Origin of the sequence: Microbacterium sp. 77mftsu3.1 (assembly GCF_900100525.1) — a bacterium.
In the GTDB taxonomy this organism is placed as follows: Bacteria; Actinomycetota; Actinomycetes; order Actinomycetales; family Microbacteriaceae; genus Microbacterium; species Microbacterium aquilitoris.
In genome coordinates, this window is sequence record NZ_FNCR01000002.1 from 579,386 (window position 1) to 597,532 (window position 18,147).

Below are 18,147 nucleotides of genomic sequence, written 5' to 3' on the forward strand. Positions count from 1 at the left end.
CTCCGGGATCAGGTCAGCAGGCGGCCGAGGTCGGCGGCCAGGGTGACGGCGCGCGGGTCGGCGCCACCGGGCCAGGGGCCGCGCGCGATCGTCCACGCGAACGCGACACCCGTGTCGGGGTCGACGCAGGCGAGGGCGCCCGCCGCGCCGTCGTGCCCGAAGGCCCGCGGACCGCCGAAGGCGAGTTGCTGCGACGGCTTCTGGAAGACGATCGCGTGAGCCCGGTCGTGCTGGTGCAGCACCTCGTCGTAGCCGCGGATCTGCTGCTGCCCGATCTGCGCGACGGTGTCGGCCGACAGGAACGGCGCCCCGCCCTCGACACCGGTGACGGCGGACGCCATGAGCCGGGCGAGCCCGCGGGCGCTCCCCGTACCGCTGCCGGCGGGGTGCCCGTAGCGCCAGCTGCGGGGCGAGTTGCCGAGGTCGACGTCGCCGGCCATCGAGCCGAAGACGAGCGGACCGAGGGCGGACATGCCGCGCTCGAGGGTGTCGGAGACCGGGCGGATCATCGGCAGCACGTCGACGCGACGGTCCGTCATGTCCTCGGGCAGCCCGAGGCGGAAGTCGATGTCGTGCGGTGCGCGGATCTCCTGCTCGTAGAACTCGTGCAGGGTGCGACCGGTGACGCGGTAGACGAGCTCATCACCCAGGTTGCCGATCGTGATCGCGTGGTACCCGAACGCGCTGCCCGGGTGCCAGAACGGCGTCGAGGCGGCGAGGCGATCGGCTGCGGCGTGGTGGTCGAGGAGCTCGTCCCACGTGAGGATCGTGTCGGCCTGCGGCAGGCCCGCCTGGTGCGAGAGCAGCTGACGGACCGTGACGGCGCCCTTGCCCTTGGCGGCGAACTCGGGCCAGTACGTCGCGACCCGCTCGTCGAGGTCGAGTTCGCCGCGTTCGACGAGGAGGCCGACCGCGAGACCGATCGTGTTCTTCGTGACCGAGTACGGCACCATCACCGACTGCTCGCCCAGGTGGGGCCCACCCCAGGCATCCAGGACGACCTCGCCGTGGTGGCGGGCGGCGACCTGGAACGACAGGTCGGGATCGGCCGCGAGCCATCCCTCGAGGCGTTCGGCGACGCCCGCGAGACGGTCGTCGACCGTGCCCTGCAGCAGGGTCATGCGCCGACCTCCCACTCGACCTCGAGCGGCAGGTCCGCGACGGAGGCGCCCACCCGGAGCGTGAACGCGCCCCCCTCGACCTCCCAGCCGTCGGCCCAGTGGGCGAATCGGCGCGAGGGGAGGTCGATGGATGCCGTCGCGGTGGCCCCGGCGTCCGCTCGCACGACGGCGTGGCCCACGAGCCAGCGCACCGGACGCTCGACCTCGGAGTCCGCGCGTTCGGCGTAGACCTGCACGACGTGCTTGCCGGCGCGGTCGCCGACGTTGCGGAGGGTGACTTCGAGGCGCTCGCCGGCGCGGATCGCGGCATTCCACTCCCACGTCGTGTAGCCGAGGCCGTGGCCGAAGGCGAACGCGGGTTTGACACCGGCGCGCAGCCACGCGCGGTACCCGATGTGGATGCCTTCGGCATAGTGCAGCACGCCGTCGTCGGGCGTCACCTGCGTGACGGGCACGTCGGCCAGTGCCGCCGGCCACGTGGTGGGGAGGCGCCCGCCGGGCTCGGCGGCGCCGGTCAGGACGTCGGCGACGGCGTGGCCGAACTCCTGTCCGCCGAAGTAGCCCTGCACGATGGCCGCCACGTCATCGGCCCACGGCAAAACGACGGGTGAGCCCGCGTTGACGACGACGATCACGGGAGTGCCGGTCGCGGCGACGGCGCGGACGAGATCGTCCTGACGGCCCGGCAGGTCGAGGTCGGTCCGGTCGTAGCCCTCGGACTCGACCTTCGCGTTGGTTCCGACAACGACGACGGCGACCTCGGCGGCCCGGGCGGCCTCGGCGGCCCGGGCGATGAGCTCGTCGGGATCGGTGCGTTCCGGGGCGATCCCGATGGTCGCCGACATGGCGCCTGCGAGCGCACCTGCGTCGGCGGGGACGAACTCGACGCGGACGTCGATCGGGACGCCGCTCTGCACGGCGACCGGCGCGGTGAGGGACGGCGGGTTGAGGAAGGCCGCGCCGAGGTCGGTGCCCTCGACGACGGGGGAGTCGTCGAGGAGCAGCTCGCCCCCGACGTACAGGCGCGCGGGGTTGGCGCCCGCGAAGCCCAGCTCGATGTCGCCGGTCGACTCGGGCGTGTAGCGGGTCTCGAAGACGACCGTACGGCTCGCCGCGATGGGCGCGTCGCCGCCGAACCACACGAGTGCGCTGGCGCGACGGTCCTCGGTGAACAGCTCCTGGCCGTCGGCGCCGAGGAAGGTCACGCGCAGTCCCGGTTCGCCCGTGACGGGGTTCGTCATGCGGTCGAGGGGGAGCTCGGCGACGCCCTCCTGGACGACCGCGCCGATCTCGTAGTCGACGTCGGCGCCCTGCAGGGCCTCCAGGATGCCGTCAAGGGGCGACACCGTGCGCTCGGGCAGCACCGTCGCCGAACCGCCGCCCTGCGTGCGGGCGTCACGGGCGTTCTGGCCGATCACCGCGACGCGGCGGAGACCACCGGCATCCAGCGGGAGCACCTTCTCGTTCTTCAGGAGCACCGTGCCCTCGATCGCGGCCTCGCGGACGAAGGCGACGCCGTCGACCGGCGCGGGCTCGCGCGGGCTCGTCCCTTCCAGGGCGCCGACGCGTTCGGCGAGCAGCAGCAGGCGGAGCACCTTGCGGTCCAGGTCGGCCTCGGCGACGCGCCCGTCGCGCACGGCGGCGACGAGGTCGGCCCATGCAGGAGCGGGGCCCGGCATGGCGAGGTCCTGAGCGGCGGCGACCGCATCGAGCGAGCGCACGGCGGTCCAATCGCTGATGACGACACCGTCAAAGCCCCACTCGCTGTTCAGGGGCGTTTCGAGGAGGTCGTTCTCGGTCATCGTGACCCCGTCGACCGAGTTGTACGCGCTCATGACGCTCCACGTCCCGGCGGCGACGGTCGCCTCGAACGGGGCGAGATAGAGCTCGCGCAGCGCCCGCTCGTCGACTTTCACGTCGACCGTGAAGCGGTCGGTCTCGGAGTCGTTGGCGACGTAGTGCTTGGGGGTGGCCGCGACGCCGTTGTCCTGCAGGCCGCGGACGTACGCCGCGCCGAGCGCCGATGTGAGCTGCGGATCCTCCGAGAAGCACTCGAAGTGGCGTCCGCCGAGCGGGGAGCGGTGCAGGTTGATGGTCGGGCCGAGCACGACGTCGACGCCCTTGCGTCGCGCCTCGCTCGCGGCGGCGGCGCCGTAGCGGTGCGCCAGTCCCGCATCCCAGGATGCCGCGAGCGCCGACCCGGACGGCATGTTCAGGGACGGGTCGCGCTCGTCCCAACGAGGACCGCGCACGCCGGCGGGGCCGTCGGAGAGTGTCATGGCCCGCAGGCCGATCTCGGGGAGCGGGACCGTCGTCCAGAAGTCCGCGCCCTGCACGAGGGAGGCCTTCTGCTCGAGGGTGAGCCTGTCGAGGAGCGGGCGGAGGTGGTCGGTGGACGCGGTCGACGTCGTCGTGTCAGTCACGGGTGCTTCCTTGCGATGGGAGGGTCAGCTGGAGCTGCGGATGTTCGCGACGTACTGCTCGACGCGCACCAGGAGGTCGTGGTCGTACGGACCCCACTCCGGATGCGGCGTCTCGGCGCCCGCATAAGGCTCGTCGCGGTAATGGCGCTGGTACTCGGCGAGCTTGGTCTCGAGTTCCGCACGGAGCGCGGCGTACGCCGGGTCGTCGGCGACGTTGCGCATCTCGTCGGGGTCGGCGGTCAGGTCGTAGAGCTCCCACTCGCCGTCGAAGACCCTGGTCGAGGCGCCCGGGACGTCGAGACCGGCGCCGTAGTAGTGGATCAGCTTGTGATCCTTCGTACGGATGCCGTAATGCGCCGGAGCCTCGTGGATCGGGTCGTCGTGCTCCCAATAGCGGTAGTAGGCGGCATCCGGCCAGTCGGCGACGTCCTCGCCGCGCAGCAGGCTGCGGAAGCTCCGGCCCTGCGAGGTGGGGAGGGTGGCCTCGGGGTCTTCGCCGGCGATGTCGAGGAAGGTCGCGGCGAAGTCCACGTTCGTGACGATCGCCTCGCACCGCGACCCCGCGGGGATCTCGGCCGGCCATTTCAGCAGCATCGGCATCTGCAGGGAGGGATCGAACATGAGTCGCTTGTCGAACCACCCGTGATCGCCGAGGAAAAAGCCCTGGTCCGAGGTGTAGACCACGAGGGTGTTCTCGGCGAGGCCGGTCTCGTCGAGATGGTCGAGGAGACGTCCGACGTTGTCATCGATCGACTGCACGCACTGCAGGTAGTCGCGCATGTAGATCTGGTACTTCCAGGACATCCTGGCGTGCCGGTTCTCGTCGCCGCGCAGGTGCTCCGGCACCTCCTGCTTGAGGTCGTCGGCGCCCATGTCGTCGGCGATCGTCATGTGGACGTTCCGCACGGCCTGCGAGCGCGTCTCGTAGTCGTCGAAGAAGGTCTCCGGCTCGGGGATGTCGCCGTTCGCGTAGAGGCCGGCGTGCTTCGGATCGGGCACCCACGGGCGGTGCGGCGCCTTGTGGTGGACCATCATGCAGAACGGTTCGTCCTCGGAGAGCCCCTCGATCCAGTCGATCGCGAGGTCCGTGACGATGTCGGTCGCGTACCCGGGCACGACCGCGGTGCCGTCCTCGTCGATCATCTCGGGGTCGACGTAGTCGCCCTGTCCGGGGAAGATCTTCCACGCGTCGAAGTTGCGCGGCAGCGACACCCCGTGCTCGCCGAGGTGCCACTTGCCGAACATCGCGGTGCGGTAGCCCTTCTCGTGGAGGACGTCCACGAAGGTGGGCACTCGGTAGTCCATCTCGGTCCAGATCGACGACACCCCGTTCACGTGGCTGTACGTGCCGGTCAGGATCGAGGCGCGGGAGGGGCTGCAGATGGAGTTGGTGCAGTACACGGCATCCATGCGGACACCGTCCTGCGCGATCCGGTCGAGGTGCGGGGTGGAGTTGACCCGGCTGCCGTACGCCGAGATGGCATGGGCGGCATGGTCGTCCGACATGATGAAGATGATGTTGGGGCGCGTCATGGTCGGAGTCCTCAGGCGACGCCCGCGGCGGCCTCGGACGCGAGGAAGGCACGACGCGCGGCGCGGCGCTCCTCCTGCTTGTCGGGGTCCGGCACGGGAGCGGCCATGAAGAGCCGCTGGGTGTAGGGGTGCTGCGGTTCGCTCGTCACCTGGTCGCCGTCGCCGTACTCGACGATCTCGCCCCGGTACATCACCGCGACGCGGTGGCTGACATGACGGACGACGGCGAGGTCGTGCGTCACGAACAGGTAGGCGACCCCGGTGCGTTCCTGGATCTCGACGAACAGGTCGAGGACGCGGGCCTGCGTCGACAGGTCGAGCGCGGAGACCGGTTCGTCGCACACGATCAGCCGCGGTTCGAGGGCGAGGGCGCGGGCGATCGCGACACGCTGGCGCTGACCGCCCGAGAACTCGCGGGGCAGACGGCTGCGCGCGTCGGAGGGGAGGCCCACCTGGTCGAGCAGATCGCGGACGCGGGTGCGCGCCGTCGCCTTGGCGACGCCCGCCGCGGTCAGCGGTTCGATCAGGATCTCCTCGATCGTCATCGACGGGTTCAGCGACGAGTACGGGTCCTGGAAGACGACCTGGATCTCGGAGGTCAGCGACCGCCGCTGGCGACGACTCAGGTGCGAGATGTCGCGACCGTCGTAGGTGATCGTGCCGCCGCTGACCGGTGCGAGCCCGAGGGCGGCGCGGCCGAGGGTGGTCTTCCCCGACCCCGATTCGCCGACCAGGCCCACCGTCTCGCCAGGGAGGATGTCGAGCGAGACGCCCTTCAGAGCGCGGAACGGTTCGGCACGGAATCCCTTGCCGGGGTATTCGACGACGAGATCTTTCACCTCGAGCAGCGGAGCGGTCATGCCCGTGCTCCCTTCGGGACGAGCGGACCACGGGCGGGACCCTCGTCGAGGATCGCGTCCAGCAGTGCCTGGGTGTACGGGTGACGGGCCTGGTGGAAGATGCTCCGCACCGGTCCCTGCTCGACGAACAGACCGTTCTGCATGACGGTGACCCGGTCGCAGAGGTCGGCGACGACGCCGAAATTGTGCGTGACGAGGAGCATGGCCATGTTGCGCTCGGCCTGCAGATCGCGCAACAGGTCGAGGACCTCCGCCTGCACGGTGACGTCGAGCGCGGTGGTCGGCTCGTCCGCGATGATCAGGTCGGGGTCGGTCGAGACCGCCCCGGCGATCAGCACGCGCTGGGCCATGCCACCCGAAACCTCGAACGGATAGGCGTCGAAGGTCCGCTTGGGCTGGGGGATGCCGACGCGGGCCAGAAGGTCCAGGGAGCGTTCCGTCGCCTCCTTCTTCGACAGCCCGAGGTGCGCGCGCAGCGGCTCGACCAGCTGGCTGCCGATCGTAAAGGACGGGTCGAGGTTGCTCATCGGCTCCTGCGGGATGTACCCGATGCGCTTGCCGCGGATGCCCGCGTAGGTGCGCTCGGACGCGTCGGCCAGCTCGGTTCCCTCGTACAGGATCGATCCGCCGGTGACGTGGCCGCCCCGGGGGAGCAGGCCCAGCACGCCGAAGGCGGTCTGGGTCTTGCCCGAGCCGGATTCGCCGATGAGGCCGTGGACCTCGCCCTTGCGGATGTCGAACGAGACGCCGTGGACGACCTCGATGTGCGAGCCGTCGGGCTGGTCGTACCCGACCCGCAGGTCGCGGACCTCGAGCACCTTCTCCGTCGCCTTGCTGCGGGCATCCTCGTTGTGACGGATCACGCCCTGGTTCTCGATGACCGGGAGCTCGTCGAGGTCTTCGATCGGCTCACCGCCGCTCATCGAGATCGAGGTGGTCACGGCCGCGACCGAGCCGGTCGCCGTCGTGACGGCCCGGCGACGCTTGCGTCGCACCGACACGGTGCGCTCGAGCTCGTCGCGCATGACGTTGGCCAGCAGGGTCAGGGCGATGCAGGTGAGGGCGATCGCGAGCGACGGCCAGATGAGCAGGAGCGGCGTGCGAGAGATGTTCTTGAAACCGTCGTTGAGCATCGAGCCCCACGTGGGCACCTTGACGTCGCCGAGGCCGAGGAACTCGAGCCCCGACTGGATCGCAAGGGCGATGCCCGCGATGATCGCGGCCTGGATGATGATCGGCGCGCGGACCACCGAGAGCACGTGGCGCCCGATGATCCGAGCGTCGCTGAGGCCCGATACCCGGGCCGCGTCGACGTACAGCTCGCCGCGCACGGCGGTGACCGCGGCGTAGACGAGTCGGAAGAACGACGGCGCGAGCAGGATGCCGAAGATGAACATCGAGATCCAGACCGAGGGGCCGAGGACGGCGCGTGCGGCGAGCAGGATGACGATGCCCGGGAGGGCCATGTTCAGTTCGGTGACCCACGTGGCCACCGCGTTGAACCAACCCTGGTAGTAGCCGGCGATGAGGCCGCTGACGACTCCGATCACGATGGCGACGGCCACGGCGAGAAGTGCCGCGATGACGCTGGTCTGTGTTGCGACCAGCAGGCGCGACCACACGTCGCGGCCGCTGCTGTCCGTGCCGAGCAGGTTCTCACCGCCGGGTGAGGCGAGCACGTTCCGGATGTCGGCGTAGTTCGGGTCGAGCGGCGCGATCGCACTGCCGATCACCGCGATGACCACGATCAGGAGCAGGAACAGCGCGGCTCCGACGCCGACGGGACGCTTGAGGAGCCGCCGCGCGAGGTGCATGCGCACGGGCGCGGCGTTTGCCGGCGCCAGCGAGAGGGCGGGGGAGGCCGGGGAGTTCATTGTGTCGCTCATGCGAGCCTCACCTTCGGGTTCAGAGCGGCCTGGGCGAGGTCGATGAGGAGATTGACGATGACGACGAGGATCGCGAAAGCGATCACGAGCCCCATCACGACGGGGATGTCGCCGAGGGTGGTCGAGCGGACGCTGAGCTGTCCCATGCCCGGGATGGAGAAGATCTGCTCGACGACGACCGCTCCACCGAGGAGCCCCACGAACTGCAGGGCGAGGACCGCGAGCGCGGGGCCGCCGGCGTTGCGGAGGACATGCTTGTAGATGACGGAGCGTTCGCTGAGGCCGCGGGCGCGGAGGGTGCGGACGTAGTCGCGGGAGGTCGCGTCGATCACGGAGCCGCGGACCTGCACGGCGACCGAGGCGATCGCGCCGATCGAGAGGGCGACGATCGGAAGGGTGACCGAGGAGATCCACCCGTTGAAGGACGTCCCGATGGGGACGTACCCGGTCGCTTTGAACCAGTGCAGGTTGACCGCGAAGATCAGCACGAGGATGAGGGCGATGAGGAAGCCCGGCACGGCGAAACCGACGAGCGAGAGGATCTGGATCGTCCCGTCCACGGCTCCACCGCGACGTGCGGCCCAGACCCCGATGACGATCGCGATGACCGCGGAGATGAGGGTCGCCCCGATGACGAGCGAGAGGGTGACGGCGAGGCGGTTGGTCACGCTCACGCTGACCAGTTCTCCGGTGAACCAGCTCCTCCCGAGGTTGCCCGTGAACGCCGAGGTCAGCCAGTCGGTGTACTGGGTGAGGAGCGGACGGTTGAGCCCCAGCTCCTCGGTCTTCTTGGCGACGGTCTCGGCGGTCGCGTTCTCACCGAGGATGCGGCGGGCGATGTCGCCGCCGCCGGCGTACAGGAGGAGGAACGCGACGGCGGAGATCACCGCGACGAGGACGACGCCGGACACGACGCGCCTGATGATGAATGACAGCATGATGCCTTCCCGAGGGTGGTCGGCGGGTGACGGGCCGGAGCCCGCCACCCGCCGGATCGGTTAGTTCTTCGGCGAGAAGTCGAAGATCGACGGGTAGGCGTTGGTCGGCCAGAAGTCCAGGTTGGTGTTCGCGTCCGTCGCGAACGAGCCCTGGACGCGGTAGAACGGGGCGAACCAGGCCTGGTCGACGATGTACTTGTTCAGCGCCTTGGTAGCTGCCACGGCCTCTTCCTCGGAACCGCGCTGGATCGTCTCGATGTAGCCGTCGACGGTCGCGTCCTGGGACTTGAAGGGGTTGAACGTCGCGTTGGGGGCGATCATGAAGTTGATCAACTGCCAATCGGGGTTCTGCTCGAGCGCCATCCACGTCGCCGGGTACTTCGGGGCGAGCATGTCGGTGATGAAGTTGCTCGCGCCGGGATCGGTGTAGTTGACCGTGATGCCGATGTCCGACAGCTGCTGCGCGACCAGGTCGAACGTCGTCTGGAAGGCGGGCGTCGACATCATGTTGAGAGTGAAGCCGTTCGGGTACCCCGCCTCGGCGAGGAGGGCCTTGGCGGCTGCCGGATCGTACGGGTAGGTGCTGTCGAGCGCCTCGTCGTAGGCGACGGAGGTGGCGGGGAAGACCTGCTCGGTCACTGAGCCGTACCCGCTCTGCAGGGACTGCAGCAGCGCCTCGCGGTCGAACGCCATGTTGATCGCCTGGCGCACCTTCACGTCGGCGAGCTCGGGGGCCATGGTGCCGGCGCGGTCGAGCAGGAGCAGGCCCTGGAAGTCGAGCTCGTTCTTCTCGATGGTCCAGCCGGCGCCTTCGACCTCGGCGATCGTGTTGTTGTCGGCGATCTTGGCACCGTTGGCCTCGCCGGCCTTGATGGCGTTGAGGATCGCGGTGGTGTCCTCCATCACGTTGATCGTGAGGTTGTCGTATTTGACGGCGTCCTTGTTCCAGTAGTCGGGGTTCGCCGTGAAGTTATACGTCGTGCCCGTCACCGTCGAGGCGGTGTCGAGGACGTACGGGCCGGAGCCGACGGGCTTCGTCGCGGCATCCGGGTTCGAGAAGGTGGCCGGCGCCTGCACGACGCCGGGAGCGATCGACAGCAGGTTGACGAGGGAGGGGTCGGGTGCCTCCATCGTGATGGTCACGGTGCTGTCGTCGACGGCCGCGAACTCCTTGCCGGCCATGGTCGCTGCCTGGGGGGCGGTTCCGTCGCGGAACTCCTCCATGCTCTTGACGACGGCCTCGGCGTTCACCGGTGTGCCGTCGGTGAAGGTGACGCCGTCGCGCAACGTGAGGGTGAGGACGGTGTTGTCGTCGTTGTACTCGTACTTCGTGGCGAGGTTCGGCTGGATCTCACCGGACGAGTCCTTGCGCAGGATCGTGTCGAACACGGCCTCGAAGAAGGCGCTGCGGTTGCCCCATTCGGCGCCCTGGGTGATGTCGTAGCTCGTCGGCGCGGCGATCGAGATCAGGGTCAGCCGGTCGGCCTTCCCTCCTTCACCGGTGCTGCTCGTCGTGTCTCCACCGGCGCATCCGGTCAGTGCGAGAGCGGCGGCGACGGCGACGGCTGCTGTGGCCTTCCATCGGAACATCTTTGTCCTCATTTCGGGTGGCGATACCCCTGCGGATCGCCCTGGCGTCGGACGCTAGCAGCAATTTCTAGTGGGCACTAGGTTTTCAGAACGAAAATCTAGCCATCGCTAGGTTTTCGTTATCCAACCGTGCAGACTGGCCCCGATGATGCGCTCACGGGAGCGGTCTCAGAGAATCGATGGTGATGAAGAGCACGGACACGATCGCGCCGACGACGGTGCGGCGACGAGGCACGTACGCCAAGACCGAGGCGACGCGGCAGGCGATCCTGGATGCCGCCCTGGAGGTGTTCTCGGGGTCCGGCTACCGCGCCGGCTCCCTCCGGGAGATCGCTGTCCGCGTCGGGATGAGCGAGGCGGGGTTGCTGCATCACTTCCGCAACAAGAGCGCTCTCCTCGAAGCGGTGCTCGAGGAGAAGGACGATCGCGCGCGAGCCATAGTTCCGACCGACTCGGAGGACGGCGCGGCCGTTCTCCGCGGCCTCGTCGCGCTCGCCGCGTACAACGCCTCCATCCCCGGCGTGGTCGAGCTGTTCGCGACTCTGTCGGGCGAGGCGACCGCCCCCGACCACCCCGCTCACGCGTACTTCGTCCGTCGCTACGCGTTCACCCGCTCCACCATCGAGCGCGCGCTGAGCAACCTCGAGCGGGACGGCCGGCTGCGACGGGGGATGACACCTCGTCGCGCCGCGATCACGATCATCGCCATGATGGACGGCCTTCAGGTGCAGTGGCTGCTCGACCGCTCCGCGCTGGACATGCCGGACGAGTTGCGTGCCCTGTTCGTGTCCTTCGCCGACATCGACTGGACGGAGGAACCCGAGACGGGCGACGCCGACGACACGAACCCGGAGGGCACCGCATGACCCGCACCTTGTTGCACGAGGGCTGGACGGTCGGCCCCAAGCTCGGCCCATTCGAGTCCCACGCCGAGGGGTCGGGGCCGATGCAGGTCGTCCTGCCCCACGACGCGCTGCGTGATCTGCCACGGTCGGCGGACGAGGTCCAGGGCGTCCACTCCGGCTATACGCCCGGCGGCGCCTTCGAATACGTGCGCGTGCTCGATGTCCCTCCGGAGTGGCGTGAGAAGACGGTCCGCCTGGAGTTCGAGGGCGTCTACCGCGACGCGGTCGTCTTCATGAACGGCGAGGTCGTCGTGCATGAGGCGAACGGCTACGCCGGGTTCACCGCGCACCTCGATCCCTACCTCCGCTTCGACGGGGAGCCCAACCGGCTCACCGTCGAGGCGCGGGCGCATCGCGACAGCCGCTGGTACAGCGGGGCGGGGATCTACCGCCCGGTTCACCTCGTGGTCGCGGATCCGGTCCACATCCCGACGCACGGCGTGGTCGTGACGACCCCCGACATCGACGACGAGAGGGCGGTCGTCGAGGTCGCCGTGACGGTGCGCAACGCCACCCGTCACACGCGTGAGACACGGGTGCAGTGGGAGCTCACCGACCCCCACGGCGTGGCCGTCGCGTCGGGGACGTCGCCTGTGACGGTTCTCCCGGGAGCGGATGCCGTCGCCCGAGCCCGGCTCGTCGTCCCGACCCCGCTTCTCTGGCACCCCGACCACCCGCACCTGTACACGGCGCGGATGACAGTGACAGATGCCGCCGGTGCGGCGCTCGACGAGGAGTCGACGAGCTTCGGAATCCGCACTCTGCAGGTGGATGCCGGCCGTGGCCTTCGGATCAACGGGCGCCCCGTCAAACTGCGGGGTGCCTGCGTGCATCACGACAACGGTCCGCTCGGTGCCGCGACGTTCGACGACGCGGAGGACCGTCGGGTGCGTCTCCTGAAGAAGGCCGGGTTCAATGCGCTGCGCAGCGCCCACAATCCGATGAGCCGAGCCATGCTCGATGCGTGCGACCGGCACGGCATGGTCGTGATGGACGAGCTCGCCGACGCCTGGACGCGGGCGAAGGCGCCGCACGATGCAACGATCACCTTCCCCGAGCGGTGGGAGCGGGATGTCGCGTCGCTCGTCGCGAAGGACCGCAATCACCCGAGCGTCATCATGTACTCGATCGGCAACGAGATCCTCGAACTCGGCACCCCGATCGGTGCGACGTGGAGCCGCCGCTTCGCCGAAGCCGTCCGCTCGGCGGACCCGACGCGCTTCGTGACGAACGGCATCAACGGGATCATCGCGAACCTGCCCCGTATGGCGGAGGCGCGACAGCAGCTCGAGGACGCCAACACGATGATGGCGAACATGGGCGATCAGATGGGCCTGATGAACGCGTCGCCTCTCGTGAGCGCCTCGATCGAGGAGTCCGCGGCGGTGCTGGACGTCGTGGGGTTCAACTACGCCGACTCCCGGTACCGACAGGATGCGCTCGACCACCCGAGCCGCGTGATCGTCGGGTCCGAGACGTTCCCGGCGCGCATCGACGTCATGTGGGAGCTCGTCCGGGAGCTCCCCCACGTCATCGGCGACTTCACGTGGACCGGCTGGGACTACCTCGGTGAAGCGGGGATCGGCCGCGTCGATTACTCGGATGCGCCCGGCTTCGTGGACACCGGGACCGCCGGGCCCTACCCGTACCGTCTCGCCGAGTCCGGCGATCTCGACATCACCGGCTACCGCCGCACCGTCTCGTACTACCGCGAGATCGTCTTCGGGCTCCGCACCGACCCCTACATCTCCGTGTACCGACCCCAGCACCACGGTCGTCCGACCTCGACCACACCCTGGTCGTGGACCGACACGGTGTCGACGTGGAGCTGGGATGCCGCGCCTGGCGCCCCGGTGACGGTCGATGTGTACGCGGATGCCGACGAGGTCGAGCTGCTGCTCGACGGGGAGAGTCTCGGCGCGGCCGCTGTCGGTGCGGAGAAGTCGTTCGTCGCCCGGTTCGAGACCGAGTATCGGCCAGGCGAGCTCACCGCCGTCGCGCGTCGGGCAGGTCTCGAGACCGGTCGGCACGTCCTCCGCACCGCCGGCACCCCGCGGCTTCGCGCGCACGCCGAACGCGACGAGGTCGCGGTCGGCGGGCTCGCCTTCGTCGTGATCACCCTCGCGGACGACGACGGCATCGCCGTCGCCGACCGCGACGTGCCGGTCGAGGTCACGGTCTCGGGTCCCGGGGTCCTCGCGGGGCTCGGCTCGGGGCGGGCGAGGACCGAAGAGTCGTTCGGTGACTCCTCGTACACGACGTACGACGGACGCGTGCTCGCGGTGGTCCGCGCGGACGGGCCGGGCGAACTCGTCGTGACGGCGTCGGCCGCAGGCTATGACGGCGTGACGGTCACGGTCCTCGGGCGGGAGCGGTGACCGCGAAGGAGGCTTCGGTGGGATGCGGATGCGGGTGCGGAGCGCCGTCCCGGGCATCCCTGCTGTCGATCGGTGCCGCCCCGGACGTCCCTGCTGAGCAGGTCGTGTCGGCAGGCGTGCATCGGACGCCGCAGGCGTCGGTGCCGGCGGGCGTCTTCCTCATGGGCGATTCGTCGGGCGACCGCAATCCGGCAGATGGCGAGGTCCCGCTCCACGACGTGACGCTCGCGGCGTTCTCGATCGATGCGACGGCGGTCTCCAACGACGACTTCGCGGCGTTCGTGGAGGACACGGGGTACCGGACGGAGGCCGAGGTCTTCGGCTACTCGGCGGTGTTCCATCTCGCGGTGACGGCGCCGGAGGAGGACATCGTGGGGGTGCCGCCCCAGACCCCGTGGTGGCGCGGTGTCCGCAACGCGTCGTGGCGCGCGCCGGGCGGACGCGGGTCCACGCTCGACGGGCTCGGGGACCACCCCGTCGTCCACGTCAGCTGGAACGATGCACAGGACTACTGCTCGTGGGCGGGTCGGCGGTTGCCGACCGAGGCGGAATGGGAGTACGCATCGCGCGGCGGACTCGTGGGCGCGCGGTATCCGTGGGGCGACGACGAGGTGGATGCCGGTGGCTGGCGCGCCAACATCTTCCAGGGCACCTTCCCGAGCTGGAACTCCGGCGAGGACGGTTTCCTCACGACGGCGCCGGTGCGGTCCTATAAGCCGAACGGGTTCGGGCTCTGGCAGACCGTCGGCAATGTCTGGGAATGGTGCGCGGACTGGTTCTCGCCGACGGCGTATTCGCCCCACGCGGTGAATGACCCGCGCGGACCGGACCGGGGAGCGACCAGAGTGCTCCGCGGGGGAAGCTACCTCTGCCACATCTCGTACTGCAATCGCTACCGCAATGCGGCGCGGTCGCAGAACACCCCCGACTCGTCGATGGGGAACGCCGGGTTCCGGACGGTGGCGAGGTGACCGCCGACCGTCGGTTCCCGGCCTCGGTGTACGGCCGGGGCGTCGAGCCGGACGCGCGGTTCACCCTCGCGAACGAGCGCACCTTCCTGGCGTGGATCCGGACGGCGCTCGCCTTCCTCGCCGGCGGGGTCGCCCTCGAGGTGCTGGGGCCGGATCTGAACGCGGCTCTGCGGCTGGCGGCATCCCTCGTCCTCATCTCGTCGGGTGTCCTCGTCCCGCTGGCCGCCTGGGTGGGGTGGGCGCGTGCCGAGCGCGCGCTGCGTGAGGGACGTCCCCTGCCCGCGTCGCCGGCGGGCGCCGCGCTCGGAGCCGCGGTCGGAGTCGCGGGATTTCTGCTGATCCTGGCGATCCTGTTCCCATGACCGCCTTCGATCCGGGGTTGCAGCCCGAACGCACGGCGCTCGCGTGGCGCCGCACGGCGATCTCGCTGACCCTCGGGTCGCTGGTTGCCCTGCGCGTGCTTCCCGCGGCCACCGGCGCCGTCGCGTGGGTCTTCGTCGGGGTGGCTGGCCTCGGGGTGACCGCCGCGCTGTGGGTTGCCGCCGGCAGGCGCTCTGCCCGCACGATCCGCATCCTCCTTCGGGATGGTGACCGGGCACCCCTGCCGGGCGCGCTGCTCCTCGCGGCACTCGCCGGACTCGTGTTCCTCGTCGGCGCGGGTGCGTCCGCCCTGGTGCTCGCGCACCACCTCGGCGTCTTCGAGAGCGGGTTCTGACTCGACCCGGGGCCGGTCAGCGGCGGTGGGGCGCGGCGTCCTTCTCGGACGCGATGTCCGCATCGGGGAGTCGGATCGGGGTGGTCCCGGCGACCTCGTCGCTGAACTCCTCGGGAGCGACGACGCTGATGGGCCGGGTCTCGTCGATCGTCACCGCGAACCGGCGCGACTCGTGACGGTGCAGGCGGCCCGAGAAGAGCAGCCAGCCGCCGCCGACGGCGAAAGCGATGAGGGCCGCGGCCGCGCCGAGCAGGATGGCGGCGCGCGGGCCGAAGGCATCCGCCACCCAGCCCACGATGGGTGCGCCGAACGGCGTGCCGCCCATGAGGATCGCCATGTAGAGCGCGAGCACGCGTCCGCGGAGCGCCGGCTCGGTCGTCGTCTGCACGTACCCGTTCGCGGTCGTCAACGTCGTGACGGTCGAGAAGCCGATGAGCATGAGCGTCGCGGCGTAGGCGATGTAGACCGGCATGGCCGCCGACAGCGCCGATGCGACCGCGAAGAGTCCGAGCCCGCCGATCACCAGGCGCAGTCGCGCCCGGTCGCGGCGGGCCGCCAGGAGGGCGCCGGCGAGCGATCCGATCGCGAGGATCGAGCTCAGCACCCCGTAGCCGTCGGCGTTCTGCCCGAACTCGAGGGCCATCGTGGATGCCAGGATCGGGAAGTTCATGCCGAATGCGCCCAGGAGGAACACCATGATGAACGTCACGACGAGGTCGGGCCTGCCGCCCACGTAGCGCAGGCCGTCGGCCATCCGTGAAGCGGTCCGGAGCTTCGGGCGCGGTACGAGTTCGGCGGGACGGATGAGGATCAGCGCCACGAGCATCGCGAGGAATGTGAGGGCGTTCACCATGAACACCCATCCGGTGCCGACCGCGACGATCACGATGCCGGCGACGGCGGGCCCGATCATGCGGGCCGTGTTGAAGGATGCCGCATTCAGTGCGACGGCGTTCGAGGCGTTCTCACGTGCGACGAGGTCGGAGACGAACGCCTGTCGGGTCGGGTTGTCGAAGGCGGCCACGATCCCGAGGGCGAACGCGAAGGCGTACATCGTCCACAGGTTCATGCTGCCCGTGAGCAGGAGGACGCCGATGATGAGGCCGAGCAGCATGAGCGAGCCCTGCGTGAAGAACAGGAGCTTGCGGCGGTCGAACCGGTCGGCGACGAGACCGGTGACGCCGACGAGCAGCAGTGGGGGAGCGAACTGCAGCGCCATCGTGACGCCCATGGCCGTCGCGTCGTTGTCGGTCAGCTGCGTCAGCACCACCCAGCTGAGGGCGGTCGACTGCATCCACGCGCCCACGTTCGAGACGAGGGCGCCGATGAACCAGACGCGGTAGTTGAACACCGAGAACGAGCGGAACATGGCGGAGCTCATCGGCCGGCCACCTCCTGCATGATCGCAGCGGCCTTCGCGAGCGTCGCGCGCTGCGCGGCGCTCAGTTCCTCGAACGCGTGCTCGAGCCACGAATCGCGCCGGCGGACGGTCTCGACGACCACCTCGCGACCCGGCTCGGTGAGGTCGATGACGACCTTCCGGCGGTCGCTCTCGTCGGGGGTGCGGGTGAGGTAGCCGAGTTCCTCGAGGCAGTTCACGGTGCGGTTCATGGACGGCGCCGAGACGCGCTCGCGCTCGGCGAGCTCGCCGAGCGTGTGGGGCCCGTGCACCTTGAGGCCGGCGAGGACGGCGAACTGCCCGTCGCTCATCGTGTCGACGGCGCGCTGCGAGCGGAGGCGCCGCGCGAGACGGAAGGTCGCCATGCGGAAGTCGGATGCCGCGAGCGCGAGCTCCGTCGTCGAATCGTCCGTCGTCGAGGTCTCGGGTGCACTGCTCATTTTCGTTAGCATAACTCATTAGTCTGGCTAAGAGCTTGGAGTCCGGCATCCGTCGACCGCGTCAGCGCCCTAGTATTCGAGCCATGCCCGAGTTCATCGATGCACACGGCATCGCGATCGTCTACGACGTCCACCCGGCGCAGGGCAACCCGCGCGGCGTCGTCCAGCTCCTCCACGGCGTCGGCGAGCACGCCGGCCGCTACGGCAGCACCATCGCCGCCCTCACCGCCGCCGGCTTCACCGTCTACGCCGACGACCACCGCGGCCACGGCCGCACGGGACTGCGCCAGCACGGCGGCGATTACTCCCGTCTCGGGCGGCTCGGCCCCGGCGGCCTCCGCGCCACCGTGGCGGGACTGCAGCTGTTCACGCGCGTCATCCGCGACGAGAACCCCGGGCTCCCGCTCGTCCTCCTGGGGCATTCGTGGGGGTCTTTCCTCGCGCAGAAGCTCGTGAACGCGGACCCCCGCGCCTACGACGCCGTCATCCTCTCGGGCTCGTCCCTCCTGTGGCCGGGGGACCTGAACGCCGCGCCCCTCAACAAGCGCTGGGCAGGACCGGACGCCACCGGCGTCGAATGGCTGTCGACGGATGCCACGGTCGGCCGTGCGTTCCTCGACGACCCGCTCACGACCACGGTGCCGTTGCCGAAGCTCTTCGGTCCGGTCGACACCCTGCGCCTGATCGGCAAGCCGAAGCGCGACCTCGGCGTCGACGTCCCCGTGCTCCTCCTGGTCGGCCGGGACGACCCGGTGGGCGGCCCGCGGAGCGTCCACCGCCTGGCCGACGCGTACCGCACGCGCTCCGGCCTCACCGACGTGACGACCCTCGTGTACCCCGAGGCGCGCCACGAGATCTTCAACGAGCGCTGCGCGCCGGAGGTGCGCGCCGACCTGGTCGCATGGCTCGACGCGCGCATCGCGCGGCGGGACGCGGCATCCGTCCCCGACAGTGGATCCGCACCCGCTGCGGGCACGGGAGAATAGGA

The 18,147-nt window shown here is 69.8% G+C and carries 15 protein-coding genes; 6 read left to right on the plus strand and 9 right to left on the minus strand.

Going from position 1 to position 18,147, the window contains the following annotated elements:
- Positions 1–8 precede the first annotated feature (8 nt).
- Genes BLR68_RS07740 through BLR68_RS07770 form a run of 7 tightly spaced genes read right to left on the minus strand, consistent with a single transcriptional unit; the run spans position 9 to position 10,351 of the window.
- Positions 9–1,121 (minus strand): EstA family serine hydrolase, encoded by a 1,113-nt coding sequence (locus BLR68_RS07740; protein WP_040570590.1) that lies wholly within the window; start codon positions 1,119–1,121, stop codon positions 9–11.
- The gene (locus BLR68_RS07745; protein ID WP_018187396.1) at positions 1,118–3,544 is read right to left on the minus strand and encodes a beta-glucosidase H; all 2,427 of its coding nucleotides are present in this window, start codon (positions 3,542–3,544) and stop codon (positions 1,118–1,120) included. Before BLR68_RS07745 ends, BLR68_RS07740 begins: the two co-directional genes overlap by 4 nt.
- 24 nt (positions 3,545–3,568) lie before the next feature.
- Positions 3,569–5,077: a sulfatase family protein gene (locus BLR68_RS07750; RefSeq protein WP_018187395.1), complete on the minus strand. Its 1,509-nt coding sequence runs from the start codon at positions 5,075–5,077 to the stop codon at positions 3,569–3,571.
- Positions 5,078–5,088: 11 nt separating this feature from the next.
- The gene (locus tag BLR68_RS07755; RefSeq protein WP_018187394.1) at positions 5,089–5,937 is read right to left on the minus strand and encodes an ATP-binding cassette domain-containing protein; all 849 of its coding nucleotides are present in this window, start codon (positions 5,935–5,937) and stop codon (positions 5,089–5,091) included.
- Positions 5,934–7,823 (minus strand): dipeptide/oligopeptide/nickel ABC transporter permease/ATP-binding protein, encoded by a 1,890-nt coding sequence (locus tag BLR68_RS07760; protein WP_026302912.1) that lies wholly within the window; start codon positions 7,821–7,823, stop codon positions 5,934–5,936. Before BLR68_RS07760 ends, BLR68_RS07755 begins: the two co-directional genes overlap by 4 nt.
- The gene (locus tag BLR68_RS07765) at positions 7,820–8,761 is read right to left on the minus strand and encodes an ABC transporter permease (RefSeq protein WP_018187392.1); all 942 of its coding nucleotides are present in this window, start codon (positions 8,759–8,761) and stop codon (positions 7,820–7,822) included. The genes BLR68_RS07760 and BLR68_RS07765 overlap by 4 nt, the downstream gene beginning before the upstream one ends.
- A gap of 60 nt (positions 8,762–8,821) precedes the next feature.
- The gene (locus BLR68_RS07770) at positions 8,822–10,351 is read right to left on the minus strand and encodes an ABC transporter substrate-binding protein (RefSeq protein ID WP_018187391.1); all 1,530 of its coding nucleotides are present in this window, start codon (positions 10,349–10,351) and stop codon (positions 8,822–8,824) included.
- 185 nt (positions 10,352–10,536) lie between these two features.
- Between BLR68_RS07770 and BLR68_RS07775 the strand changes: the two genes are divergently transcribed.
- Genes BLR68_RS07775 through BLR68_RS07795 form a run of 5 tightly spaced genes read left to right on the plus strand, consistent with a single transcriptional unit; the run spans position 10,537 to position 15,320 of the window.
- On the plus strand, positions 10,537–11,217 hold the full coding sequence (locus tag BLR68_RS07775; RefSeq protein WP_143015735.1) for a TetR/AcrR family transcriptional regulator: 681 nt from the start codon (positions 10,537–10,539) through the stop codon (positions 11,215–11,217).
- Positions 11,214–13,634, plus strand: a complete 2,421-nt coding sequence (locus BLR68_RS07780; RefSeq protein WP_018187389.1) for a glycoside hydrolase family 2 TIM barrel-domain containing protein — start codon at positions 11,214–11,216, stop codon at positions 13,632–13,634. The genes BLR68_RS07775 and BLR68_RS07780 overlap by 4 nt, the downstream gene beginning before the upstream one ends.
- Entirely contained in the window at positions 13,631–14,605 is a 975-nt protein-coding gene (locus tag BLR68_RS07785; RefSeq protein WP_018187388.1) for a formylglycine-generating enzyme family protein, read from the plus strand. Before BLR68_RS07780 ends, BLR68_RS07785 begins: the two co-directional genes overlap by 4 nt.
- The gene (locus BLR68_RS07790; RefSeq protein WP_018187387.1) at positions 14,602–14,967 is read left to right on the plus strand and encodes a YidH family protein; all 366 of its coding nucleotides are present in this window, start codon (positions 14,602–14,604) and stop codon (positions 14,965–14,967) included. Before BLR68_RS07785 ends, BLR68_RS07790 begins: the two co-directional genes overlap by 4 nt.
- Entirely contained in the window at positions 14,964–15,320 is a 357-nt protein-coding gene (locus BLR68_RS07795; protein ID WP_018187386.1) for a DUF202 domain-containing protein, read from the plus strand. The genes BLR68_RS07790 and BLR68_RS07795 overlap by 4 nt, the downstream gene beginning before the upstream one ends.
- Before the next feature lie 16 nt (positions 15,321–15,336).
- On the opposite strand, the gene BLR68_RS07800 is transcribed toward BLR68_RS07795, so the two are convergent.
- The gene (locus tag BLR68_RS07800) at positions 15,337–16,701 is read right to left on the minus strand and encodes an MFS transporter (RefSeq protein ID WP_018187385.1); all 1,365 of its coding nucleotides are present in this window, start codon (positions 16,699–16,701) and stop codon (positions 15,337–15,339) included.
- Positions 16,698–17,159, minus strand: coding sequence for a MarR family winged helix-turn-helix transcriptional regulator (locus BLR68_RS07805; protein ID WP_018187384.1), 462 nt, complete (start codon positions 17,157–17,159; stop codon positions 16,698–16,700). The genes BLR68_RS07800 and BLR68_RS07805 overlap by 4 nt, the downstream gene beginning before the upstream one ends.
- Positions 17,160–17,242: 83 nt before the next feature.
- Between BLR68_RS07805 and BLR68_RS07810 the strand changes: the two genes are divergently transcribed.
- Positions 17,243–18,145 carry an alpha/beta fold hydrolase gene (locus BLR68_RS07810; RefSeq protein ID WP_018187383.1) on the plus strand — a complete coding sequence of 301 codons (903 nt, stop codon included), beginning with the start codon at positions 17,243–17,245 and terminating at the stop codon, positions 18,143–18,145.
- Positions 18,146–18,147: the final 2 nt, after the last annotated feature.

Bases quoted from the DNA above. Each gene is read 5' to 3' on its own strand.
- BLR68_RS07810 (WP_018187383.1), top strand. From the start codon at position 17,243: ATGCCCGAGTTCATCGATGCACACGGCATCGCGATCGTCTACGACGTC.
- BLR68_RS07740 (WP_040570590.1), bottom strand. From the start codon at position 1,121: ATGACCCTGCTGCAGGGCACGGTCGACGACCGTCTCGCGGGCGTCGCC.
- BLR68_RS07805 (WP_018187384.1), bottom strand. From the start codon at position 17,159: ATGAGCAGTGCACCCGAGACCTCGACGACGGACGATTCGACGACGGAG.
- BLR68_RS07755 (WP_018187394.1), bottom strand. From the start codon at position 5,937: ATGACCGCTCCGCTGCTCGAGGTGAAAGATCTCGTCGTCGAATACCCC.
- BLR68_RS07765 (WP_018187392.1), bottom strand. From the start codon at position 8,761: ATGCTGTCATTCATCATCAGGCGCGTCGTGTCCGGCGTCGTCCTCGTC.
- BLR68_RS07795 (WP_018187386.1), top strand. From the start codon at position 14,964: ATGACCGCCTTCGATCCGGGGTTGCAGCCCGAACGCACGGCGCTCGCG.
- BLR68_RS07770 (WP_018187391.1), bottom strand. From the start codon at position 10,351: ATGTTCCGATGGAAGGCCACAGCAGCCGTCGCCGTCGCCGCCGCTCTC.
- BLR68_RS07800 (WP_018187385.1), bottom strand. From the start codon at position 16,701: ATGAGCTCCGCCATGTTCCGCTCGTTCTCGGTGTTCAACTACCGCGTC.
- BLR68_RS07775 (WP_143015735.1), top strand. From the start codon at position 10,537: ATGAAGAGCACGGACACGATCGCGCCGACGACGGTGCGGCGACGAGGC.
- BLR68_RS07750 (WP_018187395.1), bottom strand. From the start codon at position 5,077: ATGACGCGCCCCAACATCATCTTCATCATGTCGGACGACCATGCCGCC.
- BLR68_RS07760 (WP_026302912.1), bottom strand. From the start codon at position 7,823: ATGAGCGACACAATGAACTCCCCGGCCTCCCCCGCCCTCTCGCTGGCG.
- BLR68_RS07780 (WP_018187389.1), top strand. From the start codon at position 11,214: ATGACCCGCACCTTGTTGCACGAGGGCTGGACGGTCGGCCCCAAGCTC.